Genomic DNA, 26074 nt, shown 5'->3' with positions numbered 1-26074 from the left:
TTTCACACTTTCATGGAAGGGCTTTAGAACAACGGCACGCAGGAGGAAACTGGCAGCGTGCAAAGGCTTCAGGCGATCAACCGAAAACCCTCAGTCGCGTGAAGCTGCCGTCCCGGGAATGCTCTCGTAGGGCACCCGGAAGACGCGGTCGTCGAACTGCACGCCCGTCTTCACGTTGAAGATCATCACCGACGTATCCTTGCCCTGGTTGTCGGTGATCGTCCACTGGCGCAGATCATAGGTCTTCGGATCGAACATCATGGTGATGGTCGAGTTTCCGAACACGGTATTGTTGCCGAGCGCGATCGTCGTCAGGTCCGACTCCTCCTTCACGCCCTTCACCATGCCGGCCGAAAGGTCGATATGCTGCGCCAGGAGCAGGCTGAGCGGAGTCTTCGAGAGCGGATAGAGATCCCAGGTCTTGAGCTTCATATTGCCGATGGCGACATTCTTGCCGTCGGCTATCACCCGCATCGGCGACGGGTCGTCGTAGTTGAAACGCAGCTTGCCGGGACGCTGGATGAAGAACTTACCGCCGGTCTGCTCGCCGCGCGGACCGAACTGGACGAATTCGCCCTGCATCGTCGTGACGCCGGAGAAATGATCCGCGATTGCCTGCGCGGTGCCGGAGGCGGGCGCTGCCGCCTGCGCGATGGCGCTGAGAGGAACGGCGCTCGCCATAGCAGCGACGGCGAAAGCGCCGAGAAGATCGCGGCGCGTCATCGCCAGGCCGGAGAGGAAGGAATCGGAGTTACGCATCTAAATCTCCTTAATGCGATCTGCATGCCGCTGAAAGGCGGCGTCTTCAAGGCGTTGCGATCGGCGCGCGAAAAGCAACGGCGTTGATGCCGTTACGTTTCCGCCAAAGCGGCCACATCAGAAATATATGGCGCTTGTCTCAGCGGTCGAGGATGTCGCCCTCGGTCGGAACGAGGATTTCTCGTTTGCCGGCATGGTTGGCCGGCCCGATGATGCCTTCCTTCTCCATGCGCTCGATCAGCGAGGCGGCTCTATTATAGCCGATACCAAGTCGGCGTTGGACGTAAGAGGTCGAAGCCTTGCCGTCGCGCAGCACGATGGCGACGGCCTGATCATAGGGATCTTCCGAATCCGAAAGGTTCGACGTGCCGGCCGGGCCGCCGCCGCCATAATCGCCGTCCTCGTCGTCATCGGCGGTGATCGCATCGAGATATTGCGGCGAACCCTGCGTCTTCAGGTAGGAGACGATCTCTTCCACCTCGACATCAGAAACGAACGGGCCGTGGACGCGCTGGATGCGCCCGCCGCCCGCCATGTAGAGCATGTCGCCCATGCCGAGCAGCTGTTCGGCGCCCTGTTCGCCGAGAATTGTGCGGCTGTCGATCTTCGAGGTGACCTGGAAGGAGATGCGGGTCGGGAAGTTCGCCTTGATCGTGCCGGTGATGACGTCGACCGAAGGGCGCTGGGTCGCCATGATCACGTGGATGCCGGCCGCACGCGCCATTTGCGCCAGGCGTTGGACCGCGCCTTCGATATCCTTGCCGGCGACCATCATCAGATCGGCCATTTCATCGATGATGACGACGATATAGGGCATCGGCTTCAGATCGAATTCCTCGGTCTCGTACATGGCTTCGCCGGTATGGCGGTCGAAGCCGGTCTGCACCGTGCGCGAGATCACCTCACCCTTCGACAAGGCCTGTTCGACGCGCGTGTTGAAGCCGTCGATGTTGCGCACGCCGATCTTCGACATCTTCTTGTAGCGCTCTTCCATCTCGCGCACCGTCCATTTCAGCGCGACGACGGCCTTCTTCGGATCGGTGACAACAGGCGAAAGCAGATGCGGAATGCCGTCATAGACGGAGAGTTCGAGCATCTTCGGGTCGATCATGATCAGCCGGCACTGTTCCGGCGTCATGCGGTAGAGCAGCGACAGGATCATCGTGTTGATGGCGACCGATTTGCCCGAACCGGTGGTGCCGGCGACGAGCAGGTGCGGCATCTTGGCGAGGTCGGCGATGACGGCTTCGCCGCCGATCGTCTTGCCGAGCGCCATGGCGAGCTTGGCCTTGCTGCCGTCGAAATCCCGCGACGCGATCAGTTCGCGGAGATAGACGGTCTCGCGTGTCTGGTTCGGCAGTTCGATACCGATCGCATTGCGGCCCGGCACGACGGCGACGCGGGCGGCAATGGCGCTCATCGAACGGGCGATATCGTCGGCAAGGCCGATGACGCGCGACGATTTGATGCCGGGCGCCGGCTCCAGTTCGTACAGCGTGACTACGGGGCCGGGACGGACATGAATGATTTCGCCCTTGACGCCGAAATCCTCGAGCACGCCTTCGAGCATGCGGGCATTCTGCTCCAGCGCATCGGCCGACAGTGTCGAATCGCGCACCACGTTCCTGGGCTCGGCGAGCAAATGCATGGAGGGAAGCTGGAAGCCCTCGGGACGAATGAACGAGCCCTGCGCTTCCCGCTCGACACGCGCGCCGGGCTTCGGACGCGTGATCGCCGGGACGACGCGAGGCTCCGGCTTGGCGGCGGCTTTTGCCGGCGCACGGATCATCCAGTCGTCATCATCGTCGTCAGGCAGAATGTCGGCCGGACGCGGCGGCATGTCGGTATCGAAGGGCGGATCGTCGTCCTCATCCTCATCGTCGATGGAAAGCGATGGCGCGGCGACGCGGCGGAGCGAAGCCGAGCGCGGCTCCATCGACGGCTCGAGGCGCTCGCCGCGGACGGGCGGCGCTTTGGCGCGGACCGGTTCGTTCAGCGTGCCGAATTCATCGTCGTTGAAATCATAGGGTGATTCGAAATCACCCTGGCGCCGCTTGCGCGGTCCCATGCCGAACAGCCGGCGCAGCCGGCCCTGGCTCATGAACCAGGCATGCGTCATCGCGCCGCTGAAAGCGACCCAGCGCGATTCGTCCTCTTCCTCATCCTCGTCTCCGACCACCCGCGCCTTGCTTGTTGTCTCGACGTAATCGTCCTCGATTTCGTCCTCGGTCTCGCTGCGGCCGACGAGGCCTGATGCGAAGAGCATCATCCAGGCCGTCGGCACGGCAAAAATGCAGCCGACGACCATGGCGAAGGTCCCTGTGGGATAGGCGCCGACGAAGAGTGCGGGAAAACGCAGAATCATATCGCCGATGACGCCGCCGATACCGTTCGGGATCGGCCAGGTGAGCGGCGGAGGAAAACAGCCGATGACGGCGGAGGAAAGCACGGAGCCGGCAAGCCAGGCGCCGATGCGGGCGGGAATGCGGTCGAAGCGACGGCCGGAGATCATCGTCAGTGCCCAGGCCACGATCGGCAGCATCGCCACGACACTGGCAAGCCCCAGAAACTGCATGACGATATCGGCAAAGGCAGCACCGCTGTAGCCGAGAATATTCGTCGGCAGGTTGGCAGTGGCGTAGGAATAGCTCGGATCGGCGACATTCCACGTCGCCAGCGCCGCAACTGAGAAAGCCAGCAGCAGAAAGATCGCAAAGCCGATGAGTGCCTGGATCTGCCGCAGCATGAATGCCGAGAAGGAGAACCGATCCGGACGGCCATCCATTGCCGGCGACGTGCTTCTTGCCATGTGTCTAACCCGTCCAATGCCTGAGGGCAGGCGAATCGCCGAAGCCTCGCCATGCCAAATGCGTCCGCTCTACCTAACCAGAGCCGGGTTAAAGCGATGTTAACCATGCATTCCGGCGTGCCCAATGCCGGCGATGAAAATAAAAAGGCCCGAACCGGTGGAAGGTTCGGGCCAAGAGCGGCTCTTGGTGAGAGCCGCGACGGGCTGTGTGGGGCGCCCTCACGCGGGCGCCCAACGCCGAGATTACGAGTGATAGGCGGCTTCGCCGTGGGTCGCCAGGTCGAGACCTTCGCGCTCGGCCTCGACGGAGACGCGCAGGCCGATGACGACGTCGACGATCTTGTAGAGGATCGCCGAACCGATGCCCGACCACAGGAGGGTGGTGAGAACGCCCTTCGCCTGGTTCAAGACCTGGGTTGCCGTGCCGGCATAGGTGGCGGCAAAATCAGCCGTCGAATAGTCGACAATGCCTGCACCGCCCAGCGCCGGATTGACGAGGATGCCGGTGCCGAGAGCGCCGATGATGCCACCGATGCAGTGGACGCCGAAGACGTCGAGGCTGTCGTCATAGTTGAACTTATTCTTCACGACGTCGACGAAGAAGTAGCAGATCGGCGAGACGACGAGGCCGAGAACGATCGAGCCCATCGGACCGGCAAAACCTGCCGCCGGCGTGATGGCGACGAGACCGGCGACGGCACCGGAAGCGCCGCCGAGCATCGAGGCCTTGCCGCGGGCGAGGCTTTCGACGATGCACCAGGACACGGCGGCGGCGGCCGTCGCGACGAAGGTGTTGATCATCGCAAGCGATGCATAGCCATTGGCTTCGAGGTTGGAGCCGGCATTGAAGCCGAACCAGCCGACCCAGAGCAGCGAGGCACCGACCATGGTCAGCGTCATCGAATGCGGAGCCATGATTTCCTTCTTATAGCCCGTGCGCTTGCCGAGCATGATGGCGCCGACAAGGCCGGCGATACCGGCATTGATGTGAACGACCGTGCCGCCGGCGAAGTCGATTGCGCCGTAAGAGAAGATCAGGCCGGCCGGTGCGCTGTAGGAGCTCGGGCCGCCCCAGAACCAGACCATGTGCGCCATCGGGAAGTAGATGAAGGTGACCCACAGCACGACGAAGAGCATGACGGCCGAGAACTTGACGCGTTCGGCGAAGGCGCCGACGATCAGGCCGGGCGTGATGCAGGCGAAGGTCATCTGGAAGACGATGAAGGTGTATTCCGGAATGGCGACGCCCTTCGAGAAGGTTTCGGCAAGCGACGATGTGTTGACGCCGGCGAGGAAGGCCTTGGAGAAGCCGCCGATGAAGCTGTTCAGCGAGCCGCCGTCGGTAAAGGCGAGCGAATAGCCGTAGGTCACCCAGATCAGCGACACGACCGCCGTGATCATGAAGACCTGCATCAGCACGGAGAGCATGTTTTTGGCGCGCACGAGACCGCCGTAGAAAAGCGCAAGGCCGGGGATGGTCATCAGAAGGACGAGCGCCGAGGAGACGAGCATCCAGGTATTGTCACCCTTGTCCATGGTGAAGGCAGGAGCAGCGGCGGCAGCAGCTGGCGCGGCAGTCTCCTGCGCAAAAGCGACGGCCGGCGCAAGAAGCGCGGCCGATGCAGCGCCGACGCGCGCAAAGGTGGAAGAAAACTTCGAGATTGACATTGGAAAAGGCTCCTTGATCTGCCGTTCTTACAGCGCTTCTGAATCGGTTTCGCCCGTACGGATGCGCACGGCATGGTCGATCGAATAGACGAAAATCTTGCCGTCACCGATCTGGCCGGTCTTGGCCGACGCCGCGATGGCTTCGACCGCCCTGTCGACAAGTTCCGATGCAACCGCGATTTCGATCTTGAGCTTCGGCAGGAAGCTGACCGCATATTCGGTGCCGCGATAGATTTCGGTATGCCCCTTCTGGCGCCCGTAGCCCTTCACTTCGGTTACGGTCAGGCCCTGAATGCCGATCGCCGTAAGGGCTTCGCGGACCTCATCGAGCTTGAACGGCTTGATAATAGCCATCACAATTTTCATCTGGTTTCCCATCCTTCGTTATCCTCGGCGCGGAGCCGACTCTCCTTGCCGCTGACGTTCCTGAACAGCGACCGGCGATATACATTCAAAGGACGTGCCAGATTCGAAGCCGAAGTTAACTTATTGAAAAATAAATGTTATAATTGGGAATGCCAATAAACAGGCAATTGACCGAGCAATAAGCGCACAAATAATGCGCAAATCTGCAAATATGCCTGTTATTTATTCATTTGCCTTTTTCCGAATCAATCCTTCTTGCGCGACCGATGCGATCAGCACACCTGTCCGGGTGAACAGGCTCCCGCGGGTTAATCCCCTGGCGCCCGAAGCCGAAGGGCTGTCCTGCGTATAGAGCAGCCAGTCGTCGAGTTTGCAGGGTCGGTGGAACCACATGGAGTGATCGAGACTTGCCACCTGCAGGCTCTGGTCGAAGATGGACGTTCCGTGGGCATAAAGCGACGTATCGAGCAGCGTCATGTCTGAGAGATAGGCAAGCACCGCCGCCTGATAGAGCCGGTCATCGGGAACCGGACCGGTGGCGCGCACCCAGACGTCCTGCCGGGGCTCGAGCTTCCTGTCGGAAAAATAATGGGTCAGCGAGACGGGACGGATCTCGATCGGCCGCTCGCGCTCCCAATATTTCCGGATCGCTTCCGGTGCATGCGCGAGATATTGCTCCTTGATCTGCTGCTCGCCAAGCAGCTCTTCGGGCATCGCCACCTCGGGCATGGCGATCTGGTGGTCGAAGCCTGCTTCCTCGACCTGGAAAGAAGCCGACAGCGCGAAGATTGCCTTGCCGTGCTGGATAGCGACGACGCGCCGGGTGTTGAAGCTCGATCCGTCGCGGATGCGCTCCACCTGGTAGATGATCGGTACCGAGGGATCGCCGGGGCGCATGAAATAAGCGTGCAGCGAATGAACGAAGCGCTCGGCCCCGATGGTGCGCTGTGCCGCCATCAGCGCCTGGCCGATGACCTGGCCGCCGAAGACCCGCTGCCAGCCGGCCTGCGGACTGCGGCCGCGGAAGATATCGACCTCGATCGGCTCCAGATCGAGCGTCGCAAGCAGCCTCTCCATCGCCGAAGGTTCGCTCGTCTCGCGCGTCATTTTGTATGCCTCCCGGCGGTAGGAAGTGAAGTTGCGATGATCTATATAGATCACATCTGAGGCACAAGGTACGGGAGCGGCGCGATGCTGGATATGCTGGTTGTGGGCGGGGGGTATGTCGGCCTTTCTGCGGCGGTCGCGGTCAAGCAGGCAGCACCCCATCTGAACGTCGCGGTCGTGGAGGCCGCCCCCGAGCATGTCTGGAAAAACGATACGCGCGCTTCAGCCATCATCGCGGCGGCCTCAAAGATGCTCGAAGTCTTCGGCATCTGGAACGAGATAGAGCCTGAAGCGCAGCCGATCACCAAGATGATCGTCACCGATTCCCGGACCTCCGATCCGGTCCGTCCCGTATTCCTGACGTTCGACGGCGAAGTGGAGGAAGGCCGGCCCTTCGCACACATGATCCCGAACCTTGCCATGGTTGCAGCACTGCGCGGTCTCTGCCAGCGGCTCGGCATCGACATCCGCCACGGGCTTGGGGCGACGGAACTCAAAACTCACGACAGCCATGCCGGCGTCACGCTTTCGGACGGCAGCACGCTGGAATCCCGGCTGGTGGTTGCCTGCGACGGCGTGCGCTCAAGGCTGCGCGATCTCGCCGGCATCAGGACCGTCACCTGGGACTACGGGCAGTCCGGCATTGTCGCGACCGTCGAACATGAGCGGCCGCATGACGGCTGTGCCGAAGAGCATTTTCTGCCGGCCGGCCCCTTCGCCATCCTGCCGCTCCGGAACAACCGCTCCTCGCTCGTCTGGACGGAACGCACGCATGATGCCGACAGGCTGGTTGCCGCCGACGATCTGATCTTCGAGGAGGAGCTGGAACGCCGCTTCGGCCACAAGCTCGGGGCGCTCAAGGTCATCGGCGACAAACGCGCCTTTCCGCTCGGCCTGACGCTTGCCCGCGCCTTCGTCGCTCCGCGTCTGGCGCTGGCCGGCGACGCCGCCCACGGTATCCACCCGATTTCGGGACAGGGCCTCAATCTCGGCTTCAAGGACGTGGCGGCGCTCGCCGAAACGATCGTCGAGGCCGACCGCCTCGGTCTCGATATCGGCTCGATCAACATCCTCGAGCGCTACCAGACCTGGCGGCGCTTCGACACCTTCCGTATGGGCGTGACGACCGACGTGCTGAACCGGCTCTTCTCCAACGACGCAATGCCGATCCGTATCGCCCGCGATGTCGGTCTCGGCATCGTCGACCGGCTGCCGCGCCTCAAATCCTTCTTCATCAGCCAGGCGGCCGGAACAGCGGCAAAGGATAATCCGCGGCTGCTGGCCGGCCAGACGATTTAGCCGAATTCGGAGAGGCTATTCGTCGAGCCGGCGGGCCTCGGACACCAGCATGATCGGAATGCCGTCGCGGATCGGATAGGCAAGCTGCGCCTTTTCCGAGACGAGCTCATTATGTTCGCGATCATAGGAAAGCCGCCCCTTGGAGAGCGGACAGACCAGGAGTTCCAGCAGTTTCGGATCGACGCGGCTCAGTTTTTCGTCCATGACCACAGTTTACTGCAGAACCGTATCGGAGTCACCGAAGACCCGCGCCAGCACGATTTCGGTAATGGCGATCAGCGTCTCGGCCCGCGTCTTCAGGTCCGGCGCCTCCAGGAGCGCCTGTTTTTCAGCCGGCCCGAACGGCGACATCATGGCAAGTGAATTGACGAGCGTCAGGTTGCTGGCCCGCTCGACGCTCTCCCAGTCGGCCTCCAGCTTATTGGCATCGAGATAGGCCTTAAAAGCGGTCAGCAGCGCCGTACGGTCGACCGCCTCCTCCTCGTTCTCGGCCGAGAGATCGGCAATGAAGGGCGCGATGCGGAAGGTGCGGAAGGGATCGCTGGTCACCTTCTCCTCCAGGAGCCGGAAGCGGCAGACGCCGGTCAGAGACACGATATAGCGCCCGTCGCCGGTCTCGGCAAAGGAGGTGATGCGACCGAGGCAGCCGACGGCGGCAAGGTTGTGCTCGCCGCCCTTGTCCTCATGTTCGCCGAGTGCCGGCTGGACCATCCCGATCAGCCGGTTTCCGGCAAGGGCTGCATCCAGCATCGCCAGATAACGCGGCTCGAAGATGTTGAGGGGAAGCTGCCCGGCGGGCAGGAGGAGGGCCCCGGTCAGGGGGAAGACTGCGATCGCATCAGGCAGATCGCCCGGCTTCAGGTATCTGGCATTACCGACTTGCATGAAACCGTCCCGCATTCTGGTGGACGGGCGCGCCCGTCCTGACGAGAATGTGGTGCCCCCGCCCGAAAACGCAAGGGCGGATGTTCATCTTAAGAGAACAGCATTGCCGAAAGCTTGCGCCGCGCGGCAACCGTCGCCGGATCCTTGAAACCCCAGACCTCGAAGAACTGCAGCAGTTGCCGGCGGGCGCCGTCATCGTCGAAGGCGCGATCCTTGCGCATGATGAGAAGCAGATGTTCGGCGGCTTCCTCGCGCCGGCCTTCGACATTGAGGATCTTGGCGAGCTTCAGCCGCGCCTCGTGATTGTCGGGATTGGTCGCCAGCTCCTGCTCGAGCGCGACGGGATCGCCGAGCTTGCGCGCCTCCTCGATCTGGTCGAGCTTCTTCAGCACCGCCTGGATGCCGGCGTCCTTCGCAAGCTCCTCGGGCAGATCAGTCAGCGTTTCGCGGGCCCGCTGATGCTGGTTTGCGGCGATCATGCATTCGGCCATCCCGGCAAGCGCCTTGGCATTCTCCGGATCGGCCTGCATGACCGCGCCGTAAAGCTGCGCCGCCTCGTTGACGTTGCCAGCAGCGAGCAGCTCCGCCGCTTCCGTCAGCACGGCTTCGATTTCGGCCGCCTCATCGGCACCGGCAGGCCCGGCAATACGGTCGATGAACTGAGTGATCTGACTTTCCGGCACCGCACCCATGAAGCCGTCAGCCGGACGGCCGTTGACGAAGGCAATGACGGCGGGGATCGACTGGATTCCGAGCTGACCGGCAATCGAGGGATGGTCGTCGATGTTCATCTTGACCAGTCGAACGCGGCCCTTGGCCTCATTGACCACCTTCTCCAGGACCGGCGTCAGTTGCTTGCAGGGACCGCACCACGGCGCCCAGAAATCGACCAGCACCGGCTGTTTGCGCGACGCCTCAATGACGTCCTTGCCGAAATTCGCAGTCGTCGTGTCGCTGATGTAGCTGCCGGCCGCAGCCGCCGCTTCCGGCTGAGCGCCGAAGCTTGCCGTCGCCGACATCTGATTTCCGAAGGAACCGTTATAGGGGTTGTTGCTGCCGCTCATAGGTATCTCCCGCCGCGCCGATCCTGCCGGCGTCATTGTAGCGCTAAAATCGTATGTCAGGACGTCACTTTCAAGACAAGCGGCTTATGTCCGGTCGCTTCCATGAAACGGATGAGGTCGCCGCTCGCAATCGATGTTGTCGCATCGTTGGAGAGCGGATGGCAGTTGATGATTTCCTCGGCCATCAGATCGGCATCGAGCACGAAAGTAACGTTTCCGCCGATGTCGTTGATCGCGCCGAAGGCAGTGACCGCTCCCGGAATGACACCGAGATACTCCATCAGCTTCTCCGCTCTGCCGAAGGAGACCCGGCCGGACCCGCCAATAATGGTGTGAACCTGCTTGAGGTCGACCTCGGCATTCTCCTCCACCGTCAGCAGGAAATACCTGTCCTTCTTGTCCTTGATGAAAAGATTCTTCGTGTGGCCGCCGGGGATCGCGTCGCGCAATGCAACTGATTCGGCCACGGTGAAAACAGGCGCATGATCCACTGTCTTATGGGCGATGCCGAGCCCGTCGAGGAAGGCGAACAATTCTTCTCTTGTCTTGGGGGTATTATCGGACATCGGGCAATCCATCGAACGGAGATAAGGAAAAATCGAGGCGTCCTGATTAAGTCCGTCCACAATATTTGGCAATCTTCGCAACCGACGCTCTGCCCCCAGTTTTGCGGCCTTTCCGCTCTGCCTCGCCGAACACCGAAATTTTTCTTCGCTTCTCCGTCATTTCCCTGTTGCATTTGAAAATCCGTTAGGCCATATAGCGCCCGTCGCCACGAGGCGGCGCCCACGGTCCAACGACTACCCCGGACCGATGCGGATTGAGCGGGTGTAGCTCAGGGGTAGAGCACAACCTTGCCAAGGTTGGGGTCGAGGGTTCGAATCCCTTCGCCCGCTCCAGTTTTTCTCTTACACATCCCGAAGACACAGGTACGGAACGGACCCAAGTGGCAGCCTCCCAACGTCCGGTTGGCGATGGTTCGCAAGGGCCAGGTGCTGATGAGGAGACGCCGCCTAGCGGGATTTTCTTACGTCTTCGAATTTCAGATCAAAGCGCGCGAGATATTTGGCAAGCCGATCGGCGTCGTTGCTGCTCTTTTTTTCCAGTCGCGAGTTTGCAAACAGTGCCCGGCCCGCGGCACTGGCGCTGACATGCTCCTGGCAGGTGCCAACAACGGCGGCGAGTTGAACGGCGTCGAAACGATCGAGGCTGTTAACGGCGTCCTCGCCGAGCAGATCGATGAGGATGTCGTCGGATGACCGGCGTCCCGAGGAGCCGCGCCAGGCGGCCTTCAGGCGTCGAATCTCGTCGTCGACTACCTCGACAGTGATTCGGCCTTGAGGCGCGAGTGTTGCCATGCGCGTCACGGAGGCGGACAAGTCGCGGAAGTTCGCGCTCCAGAGAGCATCGGGGCCGGTCGCAAACGTGAGATAGCGGCTTCGAGCCTCCTTGTTGAAGGTCACATTCTGCCCTTCGCGATCGAGGAAACGTCGAAGTTCGAAATCGAGATTGGGCTCGATATCCTCCTTGCGCTCGCGCAACGCCGGCAGCTGGAAAGTCCATAGATTGAGCCGGGCAAAGAGATCTTCGCGGAATTGACCGTGGTGGACGGCTTCACCGAGATCGCGATTGGTACCCGCCAGAAGCTGGAAGTCGGCGGAAACTTCACGGTCCGCGCCGACCGGCAGGAAGCGCTTCTCCTCGATCGCCCGCAGGCACATGGCCTGCTCATCCAGGCCGAGTTCGCCGATCTCATCGAGAAAGAGCACACCTCTGTCCGCCGACTTCAGCAGGCCGGGCCGTTCGCCTGCCGCGCCGGTAAAGGCGCCTTTGACATGGCCGAAAAGCGCCGACATGGCGTGATCGCCGCGGAGCGTTGCGCAGTTGACCTCAACGAACGGACCGCTGACTTTTCGCTCGACCCTCTTGAGTTCGTAGATGCGCTTGGCAAGTTGCGATTTTCCCGCGCCGGTCGGGCCGGTCAGCAAGACGGGTGCGGTAGAACGGATCACAACGCGCTCGATCTCGTCGATCATGCGGTTGAAGGCGGGGTTTCGCGTCGAAATACCGGATTTCAGAAATGAGGCGGCATCGGCCTGTTCGGATGCGAAGCGCTTGGCGATTTCGTCATAGCGCGAGAGATCAAGATCGATGATGCGATGGGTTCCCGCGAAATCCTGTCCCGGCTCGCGCTCGCGCGGCGGAGAGAGCTGCAGCAACCTGCCGGGGATGATGCGCGCTTCGGTCAGGAGGAACCAGCAGATCTGGGCGACATGGGTGCCGGTGGTGATGTTGACGAAATAGTCTTCGGCCTCGGGATCGAAACTGTAGTCCCGGGCAAAATCCCTGAGGCTCGTATAGACTTCGGAAAAGTCCCAGGGGTCCCGCAGATTGATGATGCGCTGGCGAACCTCCGTCGCGGGCGAAATCGTCTCGATATCCCTGATCACAGTCTTGGCCAGCCAGTCGGAATGGCTGTCGTGGATCAATTCCAGCCGATCGATAAAAAGACCGGCCTGTTGGCAAAGGCCGACGTTCGGCCGCCAGCGCGTCCATCGGTCTTCCCGCCGGCCCACGTCGAGAGTCGTTCCAAGAATGCTGATGGCGACTCGGCGCTTCATCATTTATCCAAAATTATAAAATCCCTATATTACCAGATAGACTATTCCGCCTTCTCGAACTTGGCAATTTGCAAGGCAGAAATTCTCTTATAAATTTTTATATTTGAAATCAAAAGTTTATGATCTATTTCGCGGAAACTTGTCGCGGATTTTACAGACTGGCACGCCACTTGAATTGTATTCGGCAGAACCAAATCAAAGAGGTGCTGCCATGGTGAACAAGGCAATCTTCAGATCCTATTTCGGAAAGCTGCTCGCCGGCACGACGACGACCAACCACGAAGGCGCAGCAGCCTATGCTCTCTCGCCGCGTGAAGCCCTGGCGCAATATGCCGTCACCGGAACATTCGGCGACACGTTCTATGCGGATGCCGGGGAACAGCTCGATGCCGTGATGCGCCTTGGCGCGGAGGTCGAGCCGGAATTCCTGGCAAAGCTTGCGGTCTACGCGGCGGAGAAGGGCCATATGAAGGACATGCCGGTCATGCTGCTGGCGATGCTTTCGGGCCTCGAAAGCGATGCCTTTGCGCGGGCGTTTCCGCGTGTCGTGAAGAGCGGCAAGATGTTGCGCGGCTTCGTGCAGGTCATGCGGTCGGGTGTGACTGGCCGGAAATCGCTCGGATCGCGGCCGAAGAAGATGGTGCAGGCCTGGTTCGACCGGGTGACGACGGAACAGTTTCTGCATGCGATGGTCGGCAATGATCCGTCGCTGCCGGATGTGATCCGGATGGTACATCCGAAGCCGCGAGACGCGGAACGTCGTGCGCTCTACGCCTGGGCGATCGGCAAGCCGTATGACGTCGCCGCATTGCCGGCGGAGGTAAAGGCGTTCGAAGCATTCAAGCGCAATAACGGCTTGCCGCTGCCGCCCGTACCGTTCCAGATGCTGACCTCGCTTGGTCTGAGCAGGGAGCAGTGGTCGGAAATCGCCTTGAAGGGCTCGTGGCAGATGGTGCGCCAGAACCTCAACACCTTTGCTCGAAACGGCGTGTTCGAGGTGGATGGCATGGCCGCACGGCTTGCTGCGCGGATCGCCGATCCGGAAGCGGTGCGCAAGGCGCGTGTCTTCCCCTACCAGTTGATGGTGGCGTGGCATATGGCGAACCGGTCGGTTCCGGCTGTCGTTGCGGATGCTCTGCAGGATGCGATGGAGATGGCAGTCTCCAGCGTGCCGACGATCGGCGGGAATGTCGTGGTCTGCCCGGATGTCTCCGGCTCCATGTCGTCCCCCGTCACCGGCTACCGAAAGGGCGCGACATCAACCGTCCGCTGCATCGATGTCGCAGCACTCGTGGCTGCGTCGTTCCTGCGGCGTAACCGGCAGACGCGTATCATCCCGTTCGAACAGGACGTCGTGAACGTCCAGCTGAACGGGCGTGACAGCGTGATGACCAATGCGGCGAAGCTCGCGGCAGTCGGCGGCGGCGGAACGAACTGCTCCGCGCCGCTGCGGCTGCTGGCAAAGGAGAAGGCGGCGGTCGACCTCGTGCTCTTCGTCTCGGACAACCAGTCCTGGATGGATGCGCGGGGGCACGGCCAAGCGACCGCGATGATGGCTGAATGGGCGCGGATCAAGAGGCTGAACCCGGCGGCGAAGCTGGTCTGCCTCGACATCCAGCCCTACGTCCAGACGCCGGCAGCGGGAGAGGACGTGCTGAATATCGGCGGCTTCTCGGATGCCGTCTACGGAGCCATCACCAGCTTCGCAGCCGGCAAATCCGGCCCGGGCGAATGGGTTCGCAGGATCGAGGCGACCGATCTTTGAAATTGCTTCGCGCCGCCAGTGAACGGCGCGAGGCACAGTGACGAATGCCGGATGGAACTACAGACTGTCACTCTCCAGGTCGCGGGTTCGAATCCCGTCGGGTCCCCCAAAAAACAAGGACCCGTAGCTCAGCGGATAGAGCGGGTGTTCCACCACATCTCGTCGTCACGGACCAATCGAAAGACATGTTAAAGACATGGCGAATGCCGGGAAAACTACATCGGTAATCCCGGGCGCGGGTTCAAGGCCCGCCTTGTCGCCCGAATCCCGAAAGGGAGAAGGATGCGCAAGATGTTTCCTCAGGACTTGTCGCCATGACGAGAATTGCAGCGGCGAATGCCGGACGAAACTACAGCCTCCGTATCGAGGTGGCCTGACAGGTTCGACTCCTGTCCCGGCAGCGCTCTCTGGCACGAGCGGGGCCACTCGGTTTCGTCCACCTTTGTCGCCGCTGCAAAAATGCCTGGCGTCCGGGAAAATCGTTGCCCAGGCGAGCATGAAACGTAACCAAGAAGAAGGACTGCAGACGCAGAAAAGAAGATGACCGAGATAATGAGCGGACAGGATCTGATCGACGCAGGCATGAGCCAGGGCAAGTGGTTTCGTCCGGCTCTCGATGCGGCCAACAGGGTTTTGAGCCAGGGCGGTTCGGCCGCGGAGGCGCTTGAAGCAGCAAGGGCTTTTCAGCCGGGGCCGACGCTCGCCCTGAGATCGGATAACGATATCGAGATCTATTCCAATATCCGCGCCGAGAACGCCTTCGAGCAGGACAATGTCGAAAAGGTCAATGCTACGATGCGGGCGCTGGTGCGCACGCCGGTCGTGCGGGCTGCGGCGATCATGCCGGACGCCTGCCCGGCCGGGCCGGTCGGCACCATTCCGGTTGGCGGTGTCGTGGCATCCGAGGCGATCCATCCGGGGATGCACTCAGCTGACATCTGCTGCTCCATGGCAATCTCGATCTTTCCGGATGTCGATCCGAAATCGCTTCTCGACGCCGTGCATGAGGTAACGCATTTCGGGCCTGGTGGCCGCCCGCGCGGTGCGCAGATCAAGCCTTCCGAAGCGACACTGTCTGCCTTCCAGCAGAACCCGTTCCTGCGGGACGGGGCGCTGAGCGCCGGCATCGAACATTTCGGCACGCAGGGCGACGGCAATCATTTCGCTTTTGTCGGAACGATAAAATCGACCGGCGAGACCGCGCTCGTCACCCATCACGGGTCGCGTGCACCGGGTGCCCGGCTCTACGACAAGGGCATGAAGGCCGCGAACCGCTTTCGCGAGCAGATCTCGCCGGAAACCCTGCGGGACAATGCATGGATTCCCGCCGACACCGAAGAGGGCGACCTCTACTGGTCGGCTCTGCAGGCCATCCGGCAGTGGACGAGGGAAAACCATTATGTCGTGCATGACATGGCGGCAAAGGCACTCTCGGCGAAGGTGGCCGATCGTTTCTGGAACGAGCACAATTTCGTTTTCCGGAAATCGGACGGCCTCTTCTATCACGGCAAGGGAGCGACGCCGGCCTTCGACAAATGGGCTGAGGATGCCACCGATCTGACGATCATTCCGCTGAACATGGCGGAACCGATCCTGATCGTCCGCGGCTCCAACGCCGTCCATGGCCTCGGCTTCTCGCCACACGGCGCCGGCCGTAATTTCTCGCGCAGCGCCCATATCAGGCGCCTGGCGGAAGAATATGGCGCGGATGCCCGCGGCTTGAGCCCGAACAACATGGCGGCGATCATGGAAAAGGAGACGGCGGGTCTGGACGTTCGCTTCTTCTCGGGCTTTGCCGACGTCTCGGAACTGCCGAGCGCCTACAAGTCCGCCGCCAATGTGCGTGCGCAGATTGAGCACTACGGTCTGGCCGAGGTGGTCGACGAGGTCGTTCCGTATGGAAGCATCATGGCCGGCGACTGGCAGAAGGACGCACCCTGGCGTCGCAAACGGGAACGCCGTTGATTGCCTCCAGTGCTCCGGCCTTTGCCGTATTGGCAAGGGCCGCAGCACGATACGTGCGGCAATTCTGCCGCCGGTTCCTATTACTTTATCAGGGCCTAAGTATCCGCATCTCTTCGCATTATCTAAAAACTAACGTTGCCTCGTAACCACTCCTAAAGCCAACTGTGGCACCTTGTCGGCTATCGAAATTTGCTTCCAAATTTTTCGGCTGGGGTTTGTTATGAGTCACAATCGGGACGCCTGGGTCAGCCAGCGCGCTTATTCGCTGTGGGAATCGGAAGGCCGGCCCGAGGGGCGCGGGGAAAGCCACTGGATGCAGGCGCTCAAGGAATTCGAGCAACTGGAATTGACCAAAGCCTCGCCCGACGGAAATGACCTTATCGAGAAACTGAAGGCGGCCGGACGGCTGATGCGGGTCTATGATGGGGTGGTCCCCGCCGTCGAGAACGGCCTTCAGCTGAAAGCGGCGCGTTAAAAGCTTTTCAAGTCGAATTGAAGCACTCATCCCGCCCGGATGCAGCAATGTGTCGTCCTGATACTATTGGCGGGCGGCCCAGCCGAGGCCGCGCCGCAGGATGAGTGGCATAAAGGGATGGTCGAACTCGGCGGCGACATGGCCGAGAGCGGAATAGAAGATGCGGCCGGCGCCGAAATGGCGTTTGAAGACGACGGGCATCACCACATTGCGCGCCGCCGGGTCGTAGGCGCCGGTGAAAGTGGTGGTCGCAAGGATTTCGACCGTCGGATCATAATGCAGATAATATTGCTCCGAACGGTAGTCGAAGTCGGGAATGCCCTCCATGACAGGATCGTCCTGGCGGGTGACGGCGACACGGAAATCGATGATGTTGCCGGGATGGGCGACCCAGGTGACGCCGCAGACGTAGCGGAAAGGTGCGCTTTCCTTGAAGGAGGTGGCGAGCGCGCCGTGATGGCCGGCGAGTCCGAGACCTCCGCGCACGGCTTCGACGAGGGCGCTAGCATGGGGCTTTTCCAGCGTTCCGCCGGTGATGATGGGCACCAGCAAATCCGCCTTGGCCAGGATCGGAGATCCGAATATGCCGAGATCGCTGGTCACCTCCACGGCGAAGTCGTCCTCGCGCAGGAGATCGGCGACGATATGGGCGCATTGTTCCGGCTCATGGCCCTGCCAGCCGCCCCAGACGATCAATGCCTTCCTCATTCCCGTTCTCCTTGCTGTCTGTCGCGGATCGTAGAGCATCGCCCGATGGTACAAGCCGCTTAAATCGGGCGGTCATGCAAATCACGCGAATAATTCATCGACTTCCCCGTTTCGGCCAAATCGCAAAACCGCCGATTTCGGCATTTGACGTATTGTCCGCTCGCGCCGATCGAAGTTCCTTCTTTTTATTGACGTGTATCTCGTCTAGGTTTCTTCCATCTCTCACTGATAATAAGGGTGGTGCATGGCAGGTGAAACGATTCTTGTGGTCGGCGGCGCCGGTTATATCGGCTCGCATACGTGCCTCGACCTGGCGAACAAGGGCTATAAGCCTGTCGTCTTCGATAATTTTTCGAACGGCCATCGCGAGTTCGTCAAATGGGGGCCGGCGGAAGAGGGCGACATTCGCGATCGTGCCCGGCTGGACGAGGTGCTGGCCAAGCACAAGCCGGCGGCAATCCTGCACTTCGCGGCGCTGATCGAGGTCGGCGAATCGGTCAAGGATCCGGTTTCATTCTATGAAAACAATGTGATCGGCACCTTGACGCTGCTTTCGGCGGCGCAGGCGGCCGGCGTCAACGCCTTCGTCTTCTCCTCCACCTGCGCCACCTATGGCCTGCCACAGAGCGTACCGCTCGACGAGACGCACCGGCAGGTGCCGATCAACCCGTATGGGCGGACGAAATATATCGTCGAACAGGCGCTTGCCGATTACGACCAGTACAAGGGCCTGCGCTCGGTGGTGCTGCGTTATTTCAATGCGGCCGGTGCTGATTTCGAAGGTCGGATCGGCGAGTGGCACCAGCCGGAAACGCATGCGATTCCCTTGGCGATCGACGCCGCACTCGGCCGTCGCCAGGGCTTCAAGGTGTTCGGTAGCGACTACGAGACGCGCGACGGCACCTGCGTGCGCGACTACATCCATGTGCTCGATCTTGCCGACGCGCATGTGCGCGCCGTCGAATATCTGCTGAAGGGCGGCGATTCCGTCGCACTCAACCTCGGCACCGGCACGGGTACGACGGTCAGAGAATTGCTGGGCGCGATCGAGGACGTGTCGAACCGACCCTTCCCTGTCGAATATATCGGCCGGCGCGAAGGGGATTCGCATACGCTGGTCGCCAACAACGACAAGGCGCGCGACGTGCTCGGCTGGGTGCCGCAATATGATCTGTCCGAGATCATCCGCTCCGCCTGGAATTGGCATGCAAAATCCAACCAGCATTGAGCCAAGCAGCATTGAGCCAAAAAGCCTTGAAAAGCTCCGCCGGCCCAATATTCTGCTGATCACCGCGGACCAATGGCGTGGCGACTGCCTGTCGGCGGTCGTTCATACTTGTGTGAAAACACCTCACATCGATGCACTGGCGCGCGAAGGCACGCTCTTCCGGCAGCATTATGCCGGGGCCGCCCCCTGCTCTCCGGCCCGGGCCACGCTTTATACCGGCCTTTATCAGATGAACCACCGCGTCTGCCGCAATGGTTCGCCGCTCGACGCTCGCTTCGACAATCTGGCTCTAGCGGCCCGGCGGGCGGGATACGACCCAACGCTGTTCGGCTATACCGACACGGCGCCCGATCCGCGCAGCATGGATGCGGCTAACCCGCATCTGACCACCTACGAAGGCGTGTTGCCGGGTTTTACCGCTCGCCAACTCCTGCCCGAGCATGAACGGCAATGGCTCTCATGGCTCAGGTCACGTAGCCATGCAAATGCCGTCAGCCGCGACATCCACATCCCCGTCGGTGCGCGAGCCGGCGAAATTTCCGATGCTGCACCAGCCTATTCCAGCGATGAGACCCAGACCGCCTTCCTGGCCGGCGAGTTCATTCGCTGGATGGGCGAACAGGACCGGCCGTGGTTCGCGCATGTCTCCTTCTTGCGTCCGCACCCGCCATTCTCAGTGCCGGCGCCGTTCAACCGGATGTACAAGCCGGATGACGGGCCGGCCTTTGCGCGTGCGGAAAACCGCGAAGCGGAACAGGAAGCTCATCCCTATCTCGCCTATGCCATGCCGCTCACCGACAAGGGCAGCTTCATTCACGGGGCGCAAGGGCCGCTCAGCGCCTGGAGCAGCGAGGACTTCGCGGCGATCCGGGCAATTTATTACGGGATGATCTCAGAGGTCGATGCGCAGCTCGGCCGGATCTGGCAGGCGCTGAAGGATGCGGGTGCTTGGGAGAATACGCTCGTCGTCTTCACCTCGGACCACGCCGAGATGGCGGGAGATCACTGGACGCTCGGCAAGGGTGGCTTCTTCGATGGCAGCTACCATATCCCGTTGATCATCCGCGATCCCGCAAACGCTGCGGCCGGCAGGATCATTGACGATTTCACCAGCGCTGCGGATATTTTTCCCACCTTGTGCGTAAGGCTCGGCATCGAGCCAAAGAACGGGCTCGACGGTCGGTCGCTGATGCCGTTCATCACGGGCGAGGTCGTCGAAGGCTGGCGCAACGCGATATTCTGGGAATTCGATTTCCGCGACATCGCCAAGGGCGAGGCGGAGCGGCATTTCGGGCTGGGGCCGAACCAATGCAACCTCGCAGTGATCCGCGACGATCGGTTCAAATATGTGCATTTTGCCGCACTGCCGCCGCTGCTCTTCGATCTCAGCAATGATCCGATGGAGCTCGACGATGTCGCGGCCGATCCAGCCTATGCGGCGATCCGACTTGAATATGCCGAGAAGTTGCTCTCGCTGAGAGCGCGGCATCTCGACCAGACGCTTGCCTATACCGAGCTGACGGAAAAGGGGCCCGTGACGCACCGACCCCGGTAGAGCGTTTCCATCTTCTTCGAATGGAGGCAACGCTCGCTTTATTTTTACGTCCAGCAAGACCCGCTGTGCGCTTTGCCGGAATTGCCTTGAATCAGCCCAGATAGTCGCGCTTGCCGATCGGTGCGCCCTGGTTGCGCAGGATGGCGTGGGCGGTGGCGACGTGAAAGTAGAAGTTCGGCAGGGCGAAGGTGGTGACATATTCGTCACCCGGAAGCACGATGCCGCTCTTGCCCGGCAGAGTGATCTGTCGGCTTTCCGCGCCCTCCAGGGCTTGCGCCGAGAAGCCGGCGAGATAGGCTTCTGTCTTTGCCAGGCGCTCGCGCAAATGCTCGATCGTCGTCTCGTTATCCTCGAACTTTGGCGCGTCGGTTGCGGTCAGGCGAGCGAGCGCGAACTTGGCGCTGTCGCTGGCCCGCTGATATTGGCCGGCGAGCGGCAGCATGTCGGGTGCAAGCCGCGCGGAGACGAGTATCGCGGGATCGATATTCTTTTCCTTCGCATAGGCTTCAGCCTTATCGAGATAGGTCTTCAGGCTGGCGAGGCCGCGCTGGAACATCGGAACGGTAAGGCGATAGATCGAAATGGACATCAGTCTGTCTCCAGAATTTTCAAAATGAGCGGCCGCGGCGATGTCGAAGGGCCTGCGGCGGGGCCTGTCTTCGACCTTTCCATACATGGAGGCTGCCCACTTCGTGCGCAATGCCGCCGAACGCGTGTGCCACGCGCAATTCCCATGCATTGCCCCATCAATATCCGAGTGCCGCTAAAGAGAGGCTTGACGTCTTTCCCAGAAAATGGAATGAATATTCCGAAGAACAAATTTTACGGTTTGTTTGTTCCGTTTTCGGAACGCCGCGGGAGAGGCGGCGCAGCAAATTGCGGCTTCAGGGCAGATGCCCGGAGCTCCGGCGTGAGGAGGGTGCAGCCGGGCACCGCTTTGTGGAGGAAGTGAAAATGAAAAAGTTTATCCTGGGCACTGCGATGGCGCTCGTCATGTCGACGGCCGCCCACGCGGAAACGGTTGGCGTCTCTATGGCGAAGTTCGACGACAACTTCCTGACCGTTCTGCGCAACGGCATGACCGATTATGCTAAAACGCTTTCCGGCGTCACGCTGCAGGTCGAAGACGCACAGAACGACGTTTCCAAGCAGCAGAGCCAGATCCAGAATTTCATCGCCTCCAAGGTCGATGCCATCATCGTCAACCCCGTCGATACCGATGCGACCACGGCAATGTCGAAGCTCGCCGCCGATGCCGGCATTCCGCTGGTTTACGTCAACCGCCAGCCGGTCAACGTCGACACGCTTCCGGAAAAGCAGGCCTTCGTCGCTTCCAACGAGCAGGAATCCGGCACGCTGGAAACCAAGGAAATCTGCCGCATTCTTGGTGGCAAGGGCAAGGCCGTCGTCATCATGGGCGAGCTTTCCAACCAGGCTGCCCGCATGCGCACCCAGGACGTCCATGACGTCATCAAGACGGATGAATGCAAGGGCCTTGAGATCGTCGAAGAGCAGACGGCCAACTGGGATCGCACCCAGGGCGCCGACCTGATGACCAACTGGCTCTCCAGCGGCATCGAATTCGACGCTGTGATCTCCAACAACGACGAAATGGCTATCGGTGCCATCCAGGCGCTGAAGGCAGCCGGCAAGGATATGAGCAAGGTTGTTATCGGTGGCGTCGACGCCACCCAGGACGCGCTTGCCGCCATGCAGGCGGGTGACCTCGACGTCACCGTATTCCAGGACGCTGCCGGCCAGGGCAAGGGCGCACTCGATACGGCGCTCAAGCTTGCCAAGGGCGAAAAGGTCGAAAAAAAGGTCTACATCCCCTTCCAGCTCGTCACCCCAGAAAACGTCAAGGACTTCGTCGCCAAGAACTGAGGCGAGTGCCAAGGAGGATGCGGGCTCTGCCCGCATCCTTTCAGCCTGTCCGTATCCGGAGGAGATGATATGGCCGTCAGTCCGACAACCATGGCAGCCGTGCGTGCGAGCGGCGCCGTTCCGAATGCGGAGTTTCTCTTGAGCGCCGAGGGCGTCCGCAAGGAGTTTCCCGGCGTCGTCGCACTCGATGACGTGCAGTTTCGGCTGAAACGCGCCTCAGTGCATGCGCTGATGGGTGAAAACGGCGCCGGTAAATCGACGTTGATGAAGATCCTCGCCGGAATCTATACGCCCGATAAAGGCGATATTCGCCTCAAAGGGGTCGAGATCCAGCTGAAATCTCCGCTCGATGCGCTGGAGAACGGCATAGCCATGATCCATCAGGAGTTGAACCTGATGCCGTTCATGACGGTTGCCGAAAATATCTGGATCCGCCGCGAACCGAAGAACCGCTTCGGTTTCATAGACCATGGCGTGATGCATAACATGACCGAGGAGCTGTTTGCCCGGCTCAATATTGATATCGATCCCGATATCGAAGTCCGGCACCTCTCGGTTGCCAACCGGCAGATGGTCGAGATCGCCAAGGCGGTTTCCTATAATTCCGATGTCCTCATCATGGACGAACCTACTTCGGCCCTGACGGAGCGCGAGGTCGAGCATCTTTTCCGCATCATCCGCGACCTCAGGTCTGAGGGAATCGGCATCGTCTACATCACCCACAAGATGAACGAGCTGTTCGAGATCGCCGACGAGTTTTCCGTCTTCCGCGATGGCCGATATATTGGCACGCACGCCTCGACCGACGTCACCCGCGACGACATCATCCGCATGATGGTCGGGCGTGAGATCACCCAGATGTTTCCGAAGGAACAGGTGCCGATCGGCGAGGTCGTGCTCTCCGTCAAGGATCTTTGCCTCAACGGTGTCTTCAAGGACGTCTCCTTCGAGGTCAGGGCCGGCGAGATTCTCGGTGTGGCCGGCCTCGTCGGCTCCGGACGGTCGAATGTCGCCGAAACGCTATTCGGCGTTACGCCGGCAAGCTCCGGCAGGATCGAACTGTTCGGCAAGCCGGTGACGATTTCCTCGCCGACCGAGGCGATCCGTCACCAGATGGCATTCCTGACGGAGGATCGCAAAGACACCGGCTGCCTGTTGATCTTGGATATTCTGGAAAACATGCAGATCGCCGTCCTGCAGGACAAATTTGTCAAGGGTGGTTTCGTGCAGCAGGGCGCACTCGAGGCGACCTGCGAAGACATGGCGAAAAGGCTGCGCGTAAAAACCCCCAATCTTTACGAGCGGGTGGAAAACCTTTCGGGCGGCAATCAGCAGAAAGTACTGATCGGGCGCTGGCTGCTCACCCATCCGAAGATCCTGATCCTCGATGAACCGACGCGCGGCATCGATGTCGGCGCCAAGGCGGAAATCCATCGGCTGGTCACGGAAATGGCGCGAAACGGCGTGGCGGTTATCATGATCTCATCCGAAATGCCCGAGGTTCTCGGCATGAGCGACCGCATCATGGTCATGCATGAGGGCCTGGTGACCGGTTTCCTCAATCGCGATGAAGCAACGCAGATCAAGGTGATGGAACTGGCTGCGCGGTAATGCGCAGCTTGGAATCGCCTAAGGGAGGTTTGATATGAGTACCAAGGCAGCAGAGGGTACGGCCCCGCTCGCAACCCGGCAGAGACGGCGGCGTATGCCGCCGGAACTCAGCATCTTCCTGGTGCTTGTCGGCATCGCGCTCATCTATGAAGCGCTCGGCTGGATTTTCATCGGCCAAAGCTTCCTGATGAATTCGCAGCGCCTGACAATCATGATCCTGCAGGTCTCCGTCATCGGCATTATCGCCGTCGGCGTCACGCAGGTCATCATAACAGGCGGCATCGATCTATCATCGGGCTCCGTCGTCGGCATGACGGCGATGATCGCGACAAGTTTCGCCCAGTCCTCCACCTGGGGGCGGGCCGTTTTCCCCTCGCTGACCGATCTTCCGGCGCTCGTGCCCATCATGATCGGTCTGCTGATCGGAGCGGCGGCGGGTCTGGCGAACGGCGCGCTCATCGCCTATACGAAGATCCCTCCGTTCATTGCAACGCTTGGCATGTTCGTTTCCGCCAGAGGTGTTGCCAAGTGGTATACGAAGGGGCAGCCGGTTTCCGGTATCACCGAGCAGTTTCATTTCATCGGGACCAAGGCGTGGCCGGTTGTCGTCTTCCTCGTTGTTGCACTGATCTTCCACATCGCGCTGCGCTACACCCGCTATGGAAAGTTCACCTACGCCATCGGCGCGAACCCCCAGGCCGCCCGCGTTTCCGGTATCAACATCGAAGCGCACCTCGTCAAAGTCTATGTGATTGCTGGATTGCTTGCTGGTCTCGCCGGCATCGTCACGGCGGCACGCGCGGAAACCGCGCAGGCAAGCATGGGCGTCGGATATGAGTTGGACGCGATCGCCGCGACCGTCATCGGCGGCACCTCGCTCACCGGCGGCGTCGGGCGCATCACCGGCACCGTCATCGGCACCATCATTCTTGGCGTCATGACCTCGGGCTTCACCTTCCTCAGGATCGACGCCTATTATCAGGAGATCGTCAAGGGCTTCATCATCGTCGCGGCCGTCGTCATCGACGTCTACCGGCAAAAGAAGCGCCGCAAGCACTGAGGACGACCATGTGATGCGATGATTTTGCGGGGGCTTCGGCCCCCGTTTCGCTTTTGGTGATGCTCCACAATGCCGATGCCAAAAAAAGAGGTGGCGAATTCCGTCAGCTTTTCTATTCTGCCGCTTATTGGCCCGCTCGGGCAGCGCAGGAAGACAGATGCAATTCGTATTTGACGGCCACAACGACGTTCTCCTCCGGCTCTGGACACATTCAAAAGACGGCAGCGACCCGATCGCGGAATTCGCAGACGGAACGACGACCGGCCATATCGATGCGCGTCGCGCCAGGGAAGGAGGCCTCTCAGGCGGCCTCTGCGCCATCTACATTCCCTCGGGCGATCTTGTCTTCGCTGATCCGGATGCCGATGGCCGCTACATCACGCCGATGGCGGCTCCTCTCGATCCGCTGCCGTCGCTTGCCATCGCTACCGAAATGGCGGCGATCGCTTTGCGGCTCGACCAGGCAGGCGCCTGGCGGCTCTGCCGGACGGTTAAGGACATCCGCGGCGCCATGCAGGAGGGCATCTTTGCCGCCGTCATGCATATGGAAGGCTGTGAGGCTATCGGCCCCGACCTTTCGGCTCTCGAACTATTTTATGCAGCGGGACTGCGATCGCTTGGCCCGGTCTGGAGCCGGCACAACGTCTTCGGACATGGCGTGCCCTTCGCTTTCCCGATGTCGCCGGATACGGCGCCCGGGCTCACCGAGGCCGGTTTCGAGCTGGTGAGGGAGTGCAATCGCCTCGGTATCCTTATCGACCTCGCCCACATTACCGAAAAGGGCTTCTGGGACGTAGCGAAGACGACGAACCAGCCGCTGGTCGCCAGCCATTCCAATGCGCATGCACTGACGCCGGTGGCGCGCAATCTGACGGATAGGCAGCTCGATGCGATCCGCGAAAGCCGCGGGCTCGTCGGCATCAACTATGCCACCGCCATGCTGCGTCCCGACGGTCGCTCGGACAGCGACACACCGCTTGCCGATATGATCCGCCACATCGACTATCTGGTGAACCGCATTGGCATCGATTGCGTCGGCCTCGGATCGGACTTCGACGGCGCAACCATTCCGGAAGAAATCGGCGACGCGGCCGGCAATCAGAAGCTGATTGCCGCTCTCCGGGAGGTTGGATATGGTGAGGCCGACCTCACGAAACTTGCCCGTGAAAATTGGCTTCGTATTCTGGCGCAAGCTTGGCGGGAGGACCACGCCTAAAGTGCGGCGCGCCTCTCGACGCACTGAAA

22 protein-coding genes and 1 tRNA gene are annotated in these 26074 nt (G+C 60.9%); 11 read left to right on the top strand and 12 right to left on the bottom strand.

Annotated features, from left to right (window positions below):
* Nucleotides 1-90: 90 nt before the first annotated feature.
* The 5 genes from AC13QO_RS07685 to tesB all read right to left on the bottom strand — a co-directional run bounded on the left by AC13QO_RS07685 (nucleotide 91) and on the right by tesB (nucleotide 6709).
* A complete protein-coding gene (locus AC13QO_RS07685) occupies nucleotides 91-759 on the bottom strand; it encodes an outer membrane lipoprotein carrier protein LolA (RefSeq protein ID WP_064805551.1) in 669 nt (222 codons plus the stop codon).
* Nucleotides 760-898: 139 nt separating this feature from the next.
* Nucleotides 899-3568: an FtsK/SpoIIIE family DNA translocase gene (locus tag AC13QO_RS07680; RefSeq protein ID WP_488540356.1), complete on the bottom strand. Its 2670-nt coding sequence runs from the start codon at nucleotides 3566-3568 to the stop codon at nucleotides 899-901.
* 243 nt (nucleotides 3569-3811) lie between these two features.
* Complete coding sequence (locus AC13QO_RS07675; protein WP_085779780.1) at nucleotides 3812-5236, bottom strand: ammonium transporter; 1425 nt, start codon at nucleotides 5234-5236, stop codon at nucleotides 3812-3814.
* A gap of 27 nt (nucleotides 5237-5263) precedes the next feature.
* Complete coding sequence (locus tag AC13QO_RS07670; RefSeq protein WP_003543684.1) at nucleotides 5264-5614, bottom strand: P-II family nitrogen regulator; 351 nt, start codon at nucleotides 5612-5614, stop codon at nucleotides 5264-5266.
* A gap of 210 nt (nucleotides 5615-5824) precedes the next feature.
* The gene (tesB, locus tag AC13QO_RS07665) at nucleotides 5825-6709 is read right to left on the bottom strand and encodes an acyl-CoA thioesterase II (protein WP_434711633.1); all 885 of its coding nucleotides are present in this window, start codon (nucleotides 6707-6709) and stop codon (nucleotides 5825-5827) included.
* Nucleotides 6710-6793: 84 nt separating this feature from the next.
* Here tesB and AC13QO_RS07660 point away from each other — a divergent pair, with 84 nt between their 5' ends.
* Nucleotides 6794-8008: a ubiquinone biosynthesis hydroxylase gene (locus tag AC13QO_RS07660; RefSeq protein WP_488540355.1), complete on the top strand. Its 1215-nt coding sequence runs from the start codon at nucleotides 6794-6796 to the stop codon at nucleotides 8006-8008.
* A 15-nt stretch (nucleotides 8009-8023) separates the two neighbouring features.
* On the opposite strand, the gene AC13QO_RS07655 is transcribed toward AC13QO_RS07660, so the two are convergent.
* From AC13QO_RS07655 to AC13QO_RS07640, 4 genes are all read right to left on the bottom strand, one after another.
* Nucleotides 8024-8212 (bottom strand): Trm112 family protein, encoded by a 189-nt coding sequence (locus AC13QO_RS07655; protein WP_003567459.1) that lies wholly within the window; start codon nucleotides 8210-8212, stop codon nucleotides 8024-8026.
* Nucleotides 8213-8221: 9 nt separating this feature from the next.
* Nucleotides 8222-8908: an LON peptidase substrate-binding domain-containing protein gene (locus AC13QO_RS07650; protein WP_176536246.1), complete on the bottom strand. Its 687-nt coding sequence runs from the start codon at nucleotides 8906-8908 to the stop codon at nucleotides 8222-8224.
* Between the two features lie 74 nt (nucleotides 8909-8982).
* Nucleotides 8983-9957 (bottom strand): thioredoxin, encoded by a 975-nt coding sequence (trxA, locus tag AC13QO_RS07645; RefSeq protein WP_183706492.1) that lies wholly within the window; start codon nucleotides 9955-9957, stop codon nucleotides 8983-8985.
* 56 nt (nucleotides 9958-10013) lie between these two features.
* Nucleotides 10014-10523 (bottom strand): prolyl-tRNA synthetase associated domain-containing protein, encoded by a 510-nt coding sequence (locus tag AC13QO_RS07640; protein WP_085780232.1) that lies wholly within the window; start codon nucleotides 10521-10523, stop codon nucleotides 10014-10016.
* A 258-nt stretch (nucleotides 10524-10781) separates the two neighbouring features.
* Here AC13QO_RS07640 and AC13QO_RS07635 point away from each other — a divergent pair.
* Nucleotides 10782-10856: transfer RNA gene (locus AC13QO_RS07635), tRNA-Gly, on the top strand.
* A gap of 114 nt (nucleotides 10857-10970) precedes the next feature.
* Here AC13QO_RS07635 and rtcR read toward each other — a convergent pair.
* Complete coding sequence (rtcR, locus tag AC13QO_RS07630; protein WP_488540354.1) at nucleotides 10971-12578, bottom strand: RNA repair transcriptional activator RtcR; 1608 nt, start codon at nucleotides 12576-12578, stop codon at nucleotides 10971-10973.
* A gap of 211 nt (nucleotides 12579-12789) precedes the next feature.
* On the opposite strand from rtcR, the gene AC13QO_RS07625 reads away from it, so the two are divergent.
* The 3 genes from AC13QO_RS07625 (at nucleotide 12790) to AC13QO_RS07615 (ending at nucleotide 16783) form a co-directional block, all read left to right on the top strand.
* Nucleotides 12790-14343, top strand: coding sequence for an RNA-binding protein (locus AC13QO_RS07625; protein WP_488540353.1), 1554 nt, complete (start codon nucleotides 12790-12792; stop codon nucleotides 14341-14343).
* Nucleotides 14344-14895: 552 nt separating this feature from the next.
* Nucleotides 14896-16308 (top strand): RtcB family protein, encoded by a 1413-nt coding sequence (locus AC13QO_RS07620; RefSeq protein ID WP_285193325.1) that lies wholly within the window; start codon nucleotides 14896-14898, stop codon nucleotides 16306-16308.
* 220 nt (nucleotides 16309-16528) lie between these two features.
* Complete coding sequence (locus AC13QO_RS07615) at nucleotides 16529-16783, top strand: DUF2934 domain-containing protein (RefSeq protein ID WP_488540352.1); 255 nt, start codon at nucleotides 16529-16531, stop codon at nucleotides 16781-16783.
* A 63-nt stretch (nucleotides 16784-16846) separates the two neighbouring features.
* On the opposite strand, the gene AC13QO_RS07610 is transcribed toward AC13QO_RS07615, so the two are convergent.
* A complete protein-coding gene (locus tag AC13QO_RS07610) occupies nucleotides 16847-17491 on the bottom strand; it encodes a ThuA domain-containing protein (RefSeq protein ID WP_085779785.1) in 645 nt (214 codons plus the stop codon).
* A 244-nt stretch (nucleotides 17492-17735) separates the two neighbouring features.
* On the opposite strand from AC13QO_RS07610, the gene galE reads away from it, so the two are divergent.
* Together galE and AC13QO_RS07600 are read left to right on the top strand one after the other, a co-directional pair.
* Nucleotides 17736-18719, top strand: a complete 984-nt coding sequence (gene galE / locus AC13QO_RS07605) for a UDP-glucose 4-epimerase GalE (protein WP_488540351.1) — start codon at nucleotides 17736-17738, stop codon at nucleotides 18717-18719.
* The gene (locus tag AC13QO_RS07600; RefSeq protein ID WP_488540350.1) at nucleotides 18697-20274 is read left to right on the top strand and encodes an alkaline phosphatase family protein; all 1578 of its coding nucleotides are present in this window, start codon (nucleotides 18697-18699) and stop codon (nucleotides 20272-20274) included. Before galE ends, AC13QO_RS07600 begins: the two co-directional genes overlap by 23 nt.
* 91 nt (nucleotides 20275-20365) lie before the next feature.
* Here the strand turns inward: AC13QO_RS07600 and AC13QO_RS07595 are convergent, their stop codons facing one another.
* Nucleotides 20366-20863 carry a DUF1993 domain-containing protein gene (locus tag AC13QO_RS07595; protein ID WP_488540349.1) on the bottom strand — a complete coding sequence of 166 codons (498 nt, stop codon included), beginning with the start codon at nucleotides 20861-20863 and terminating at the stop codon, nucleotides 20366-20368.
* 365 nt (nucleotides 20864-21228) lie between these two features.
* Here AC13QO_RS07595 and AC13QO_RS07590 point away from each other — a divergent pair, with 365 nt between their 5' ends.
* The 4 genes from AC13QO_RS07590 to AC13QO_RS07575 all read left to right on the top strand — a co-directional run bounded on the left by AC13QO_RS07590 (nucleotide 21229) and on the right by AC13QO_RS07575 (nucleotide 26045).
* Nucleotides 21229-22158 carry a sugar ABC transporter substrate-binding protein gene (locus AC13QO_RS07590; protein WP_085779789.1) on the top strand — a complete coding sequence of 310 codons (930 nt, stop codon included), beginning with the start codon at nucleotides 21229-21231 and terminating at the stop codon, nucleotides 22156-22158.
* Between the two features lie 69 nt (nucleotides 22159-22227).
* Complete coding sequence (locus AC13QO_RS07585) at nucleotides 22228-23769, top strand: sugar ABC transporter ATP-binding protein (protein WP_097598234.1); 1542 nt, start codon at nucleotides 22228-22230, stop codon at nucleotides 23767-23769.
* 34 nt (nucleotides 23770-23803) lie between these two features.
* Nucleotides 23804-24829, top strand: a complete 1026-nt coding sequence (locus AC13QO_RS07580; RefSeq protein WP_085779791.1) for an ABC transporter permease — start codon at nucleotides 23804-23806, stop codon at nucleotides 24827-24829.
* 157 nt (nucleotides 24830-24986) lie between these two features.
* Nucleotides 24987-26045, top strand: coding sequence for a dipeptidase (locus AC13QO_RS07575; protein ID WP_488540348.1), 1059 nt, complete (start codon nucleotides 24987-24989; stop codon nucleotides 26043-26045).
* The last annotated feature ends 29 nt before the right edge of the window (nucleotides 26046-26074 follow it).

This window comes from Rhizobium sp. CNPSo 3670, from assembly GCF_057784555.1.
The sequence above is the reverse complement of the archived record's forward strand: the minus strand, read 5'-3'. Positions and strand labels throughout refer to the sequence as shown.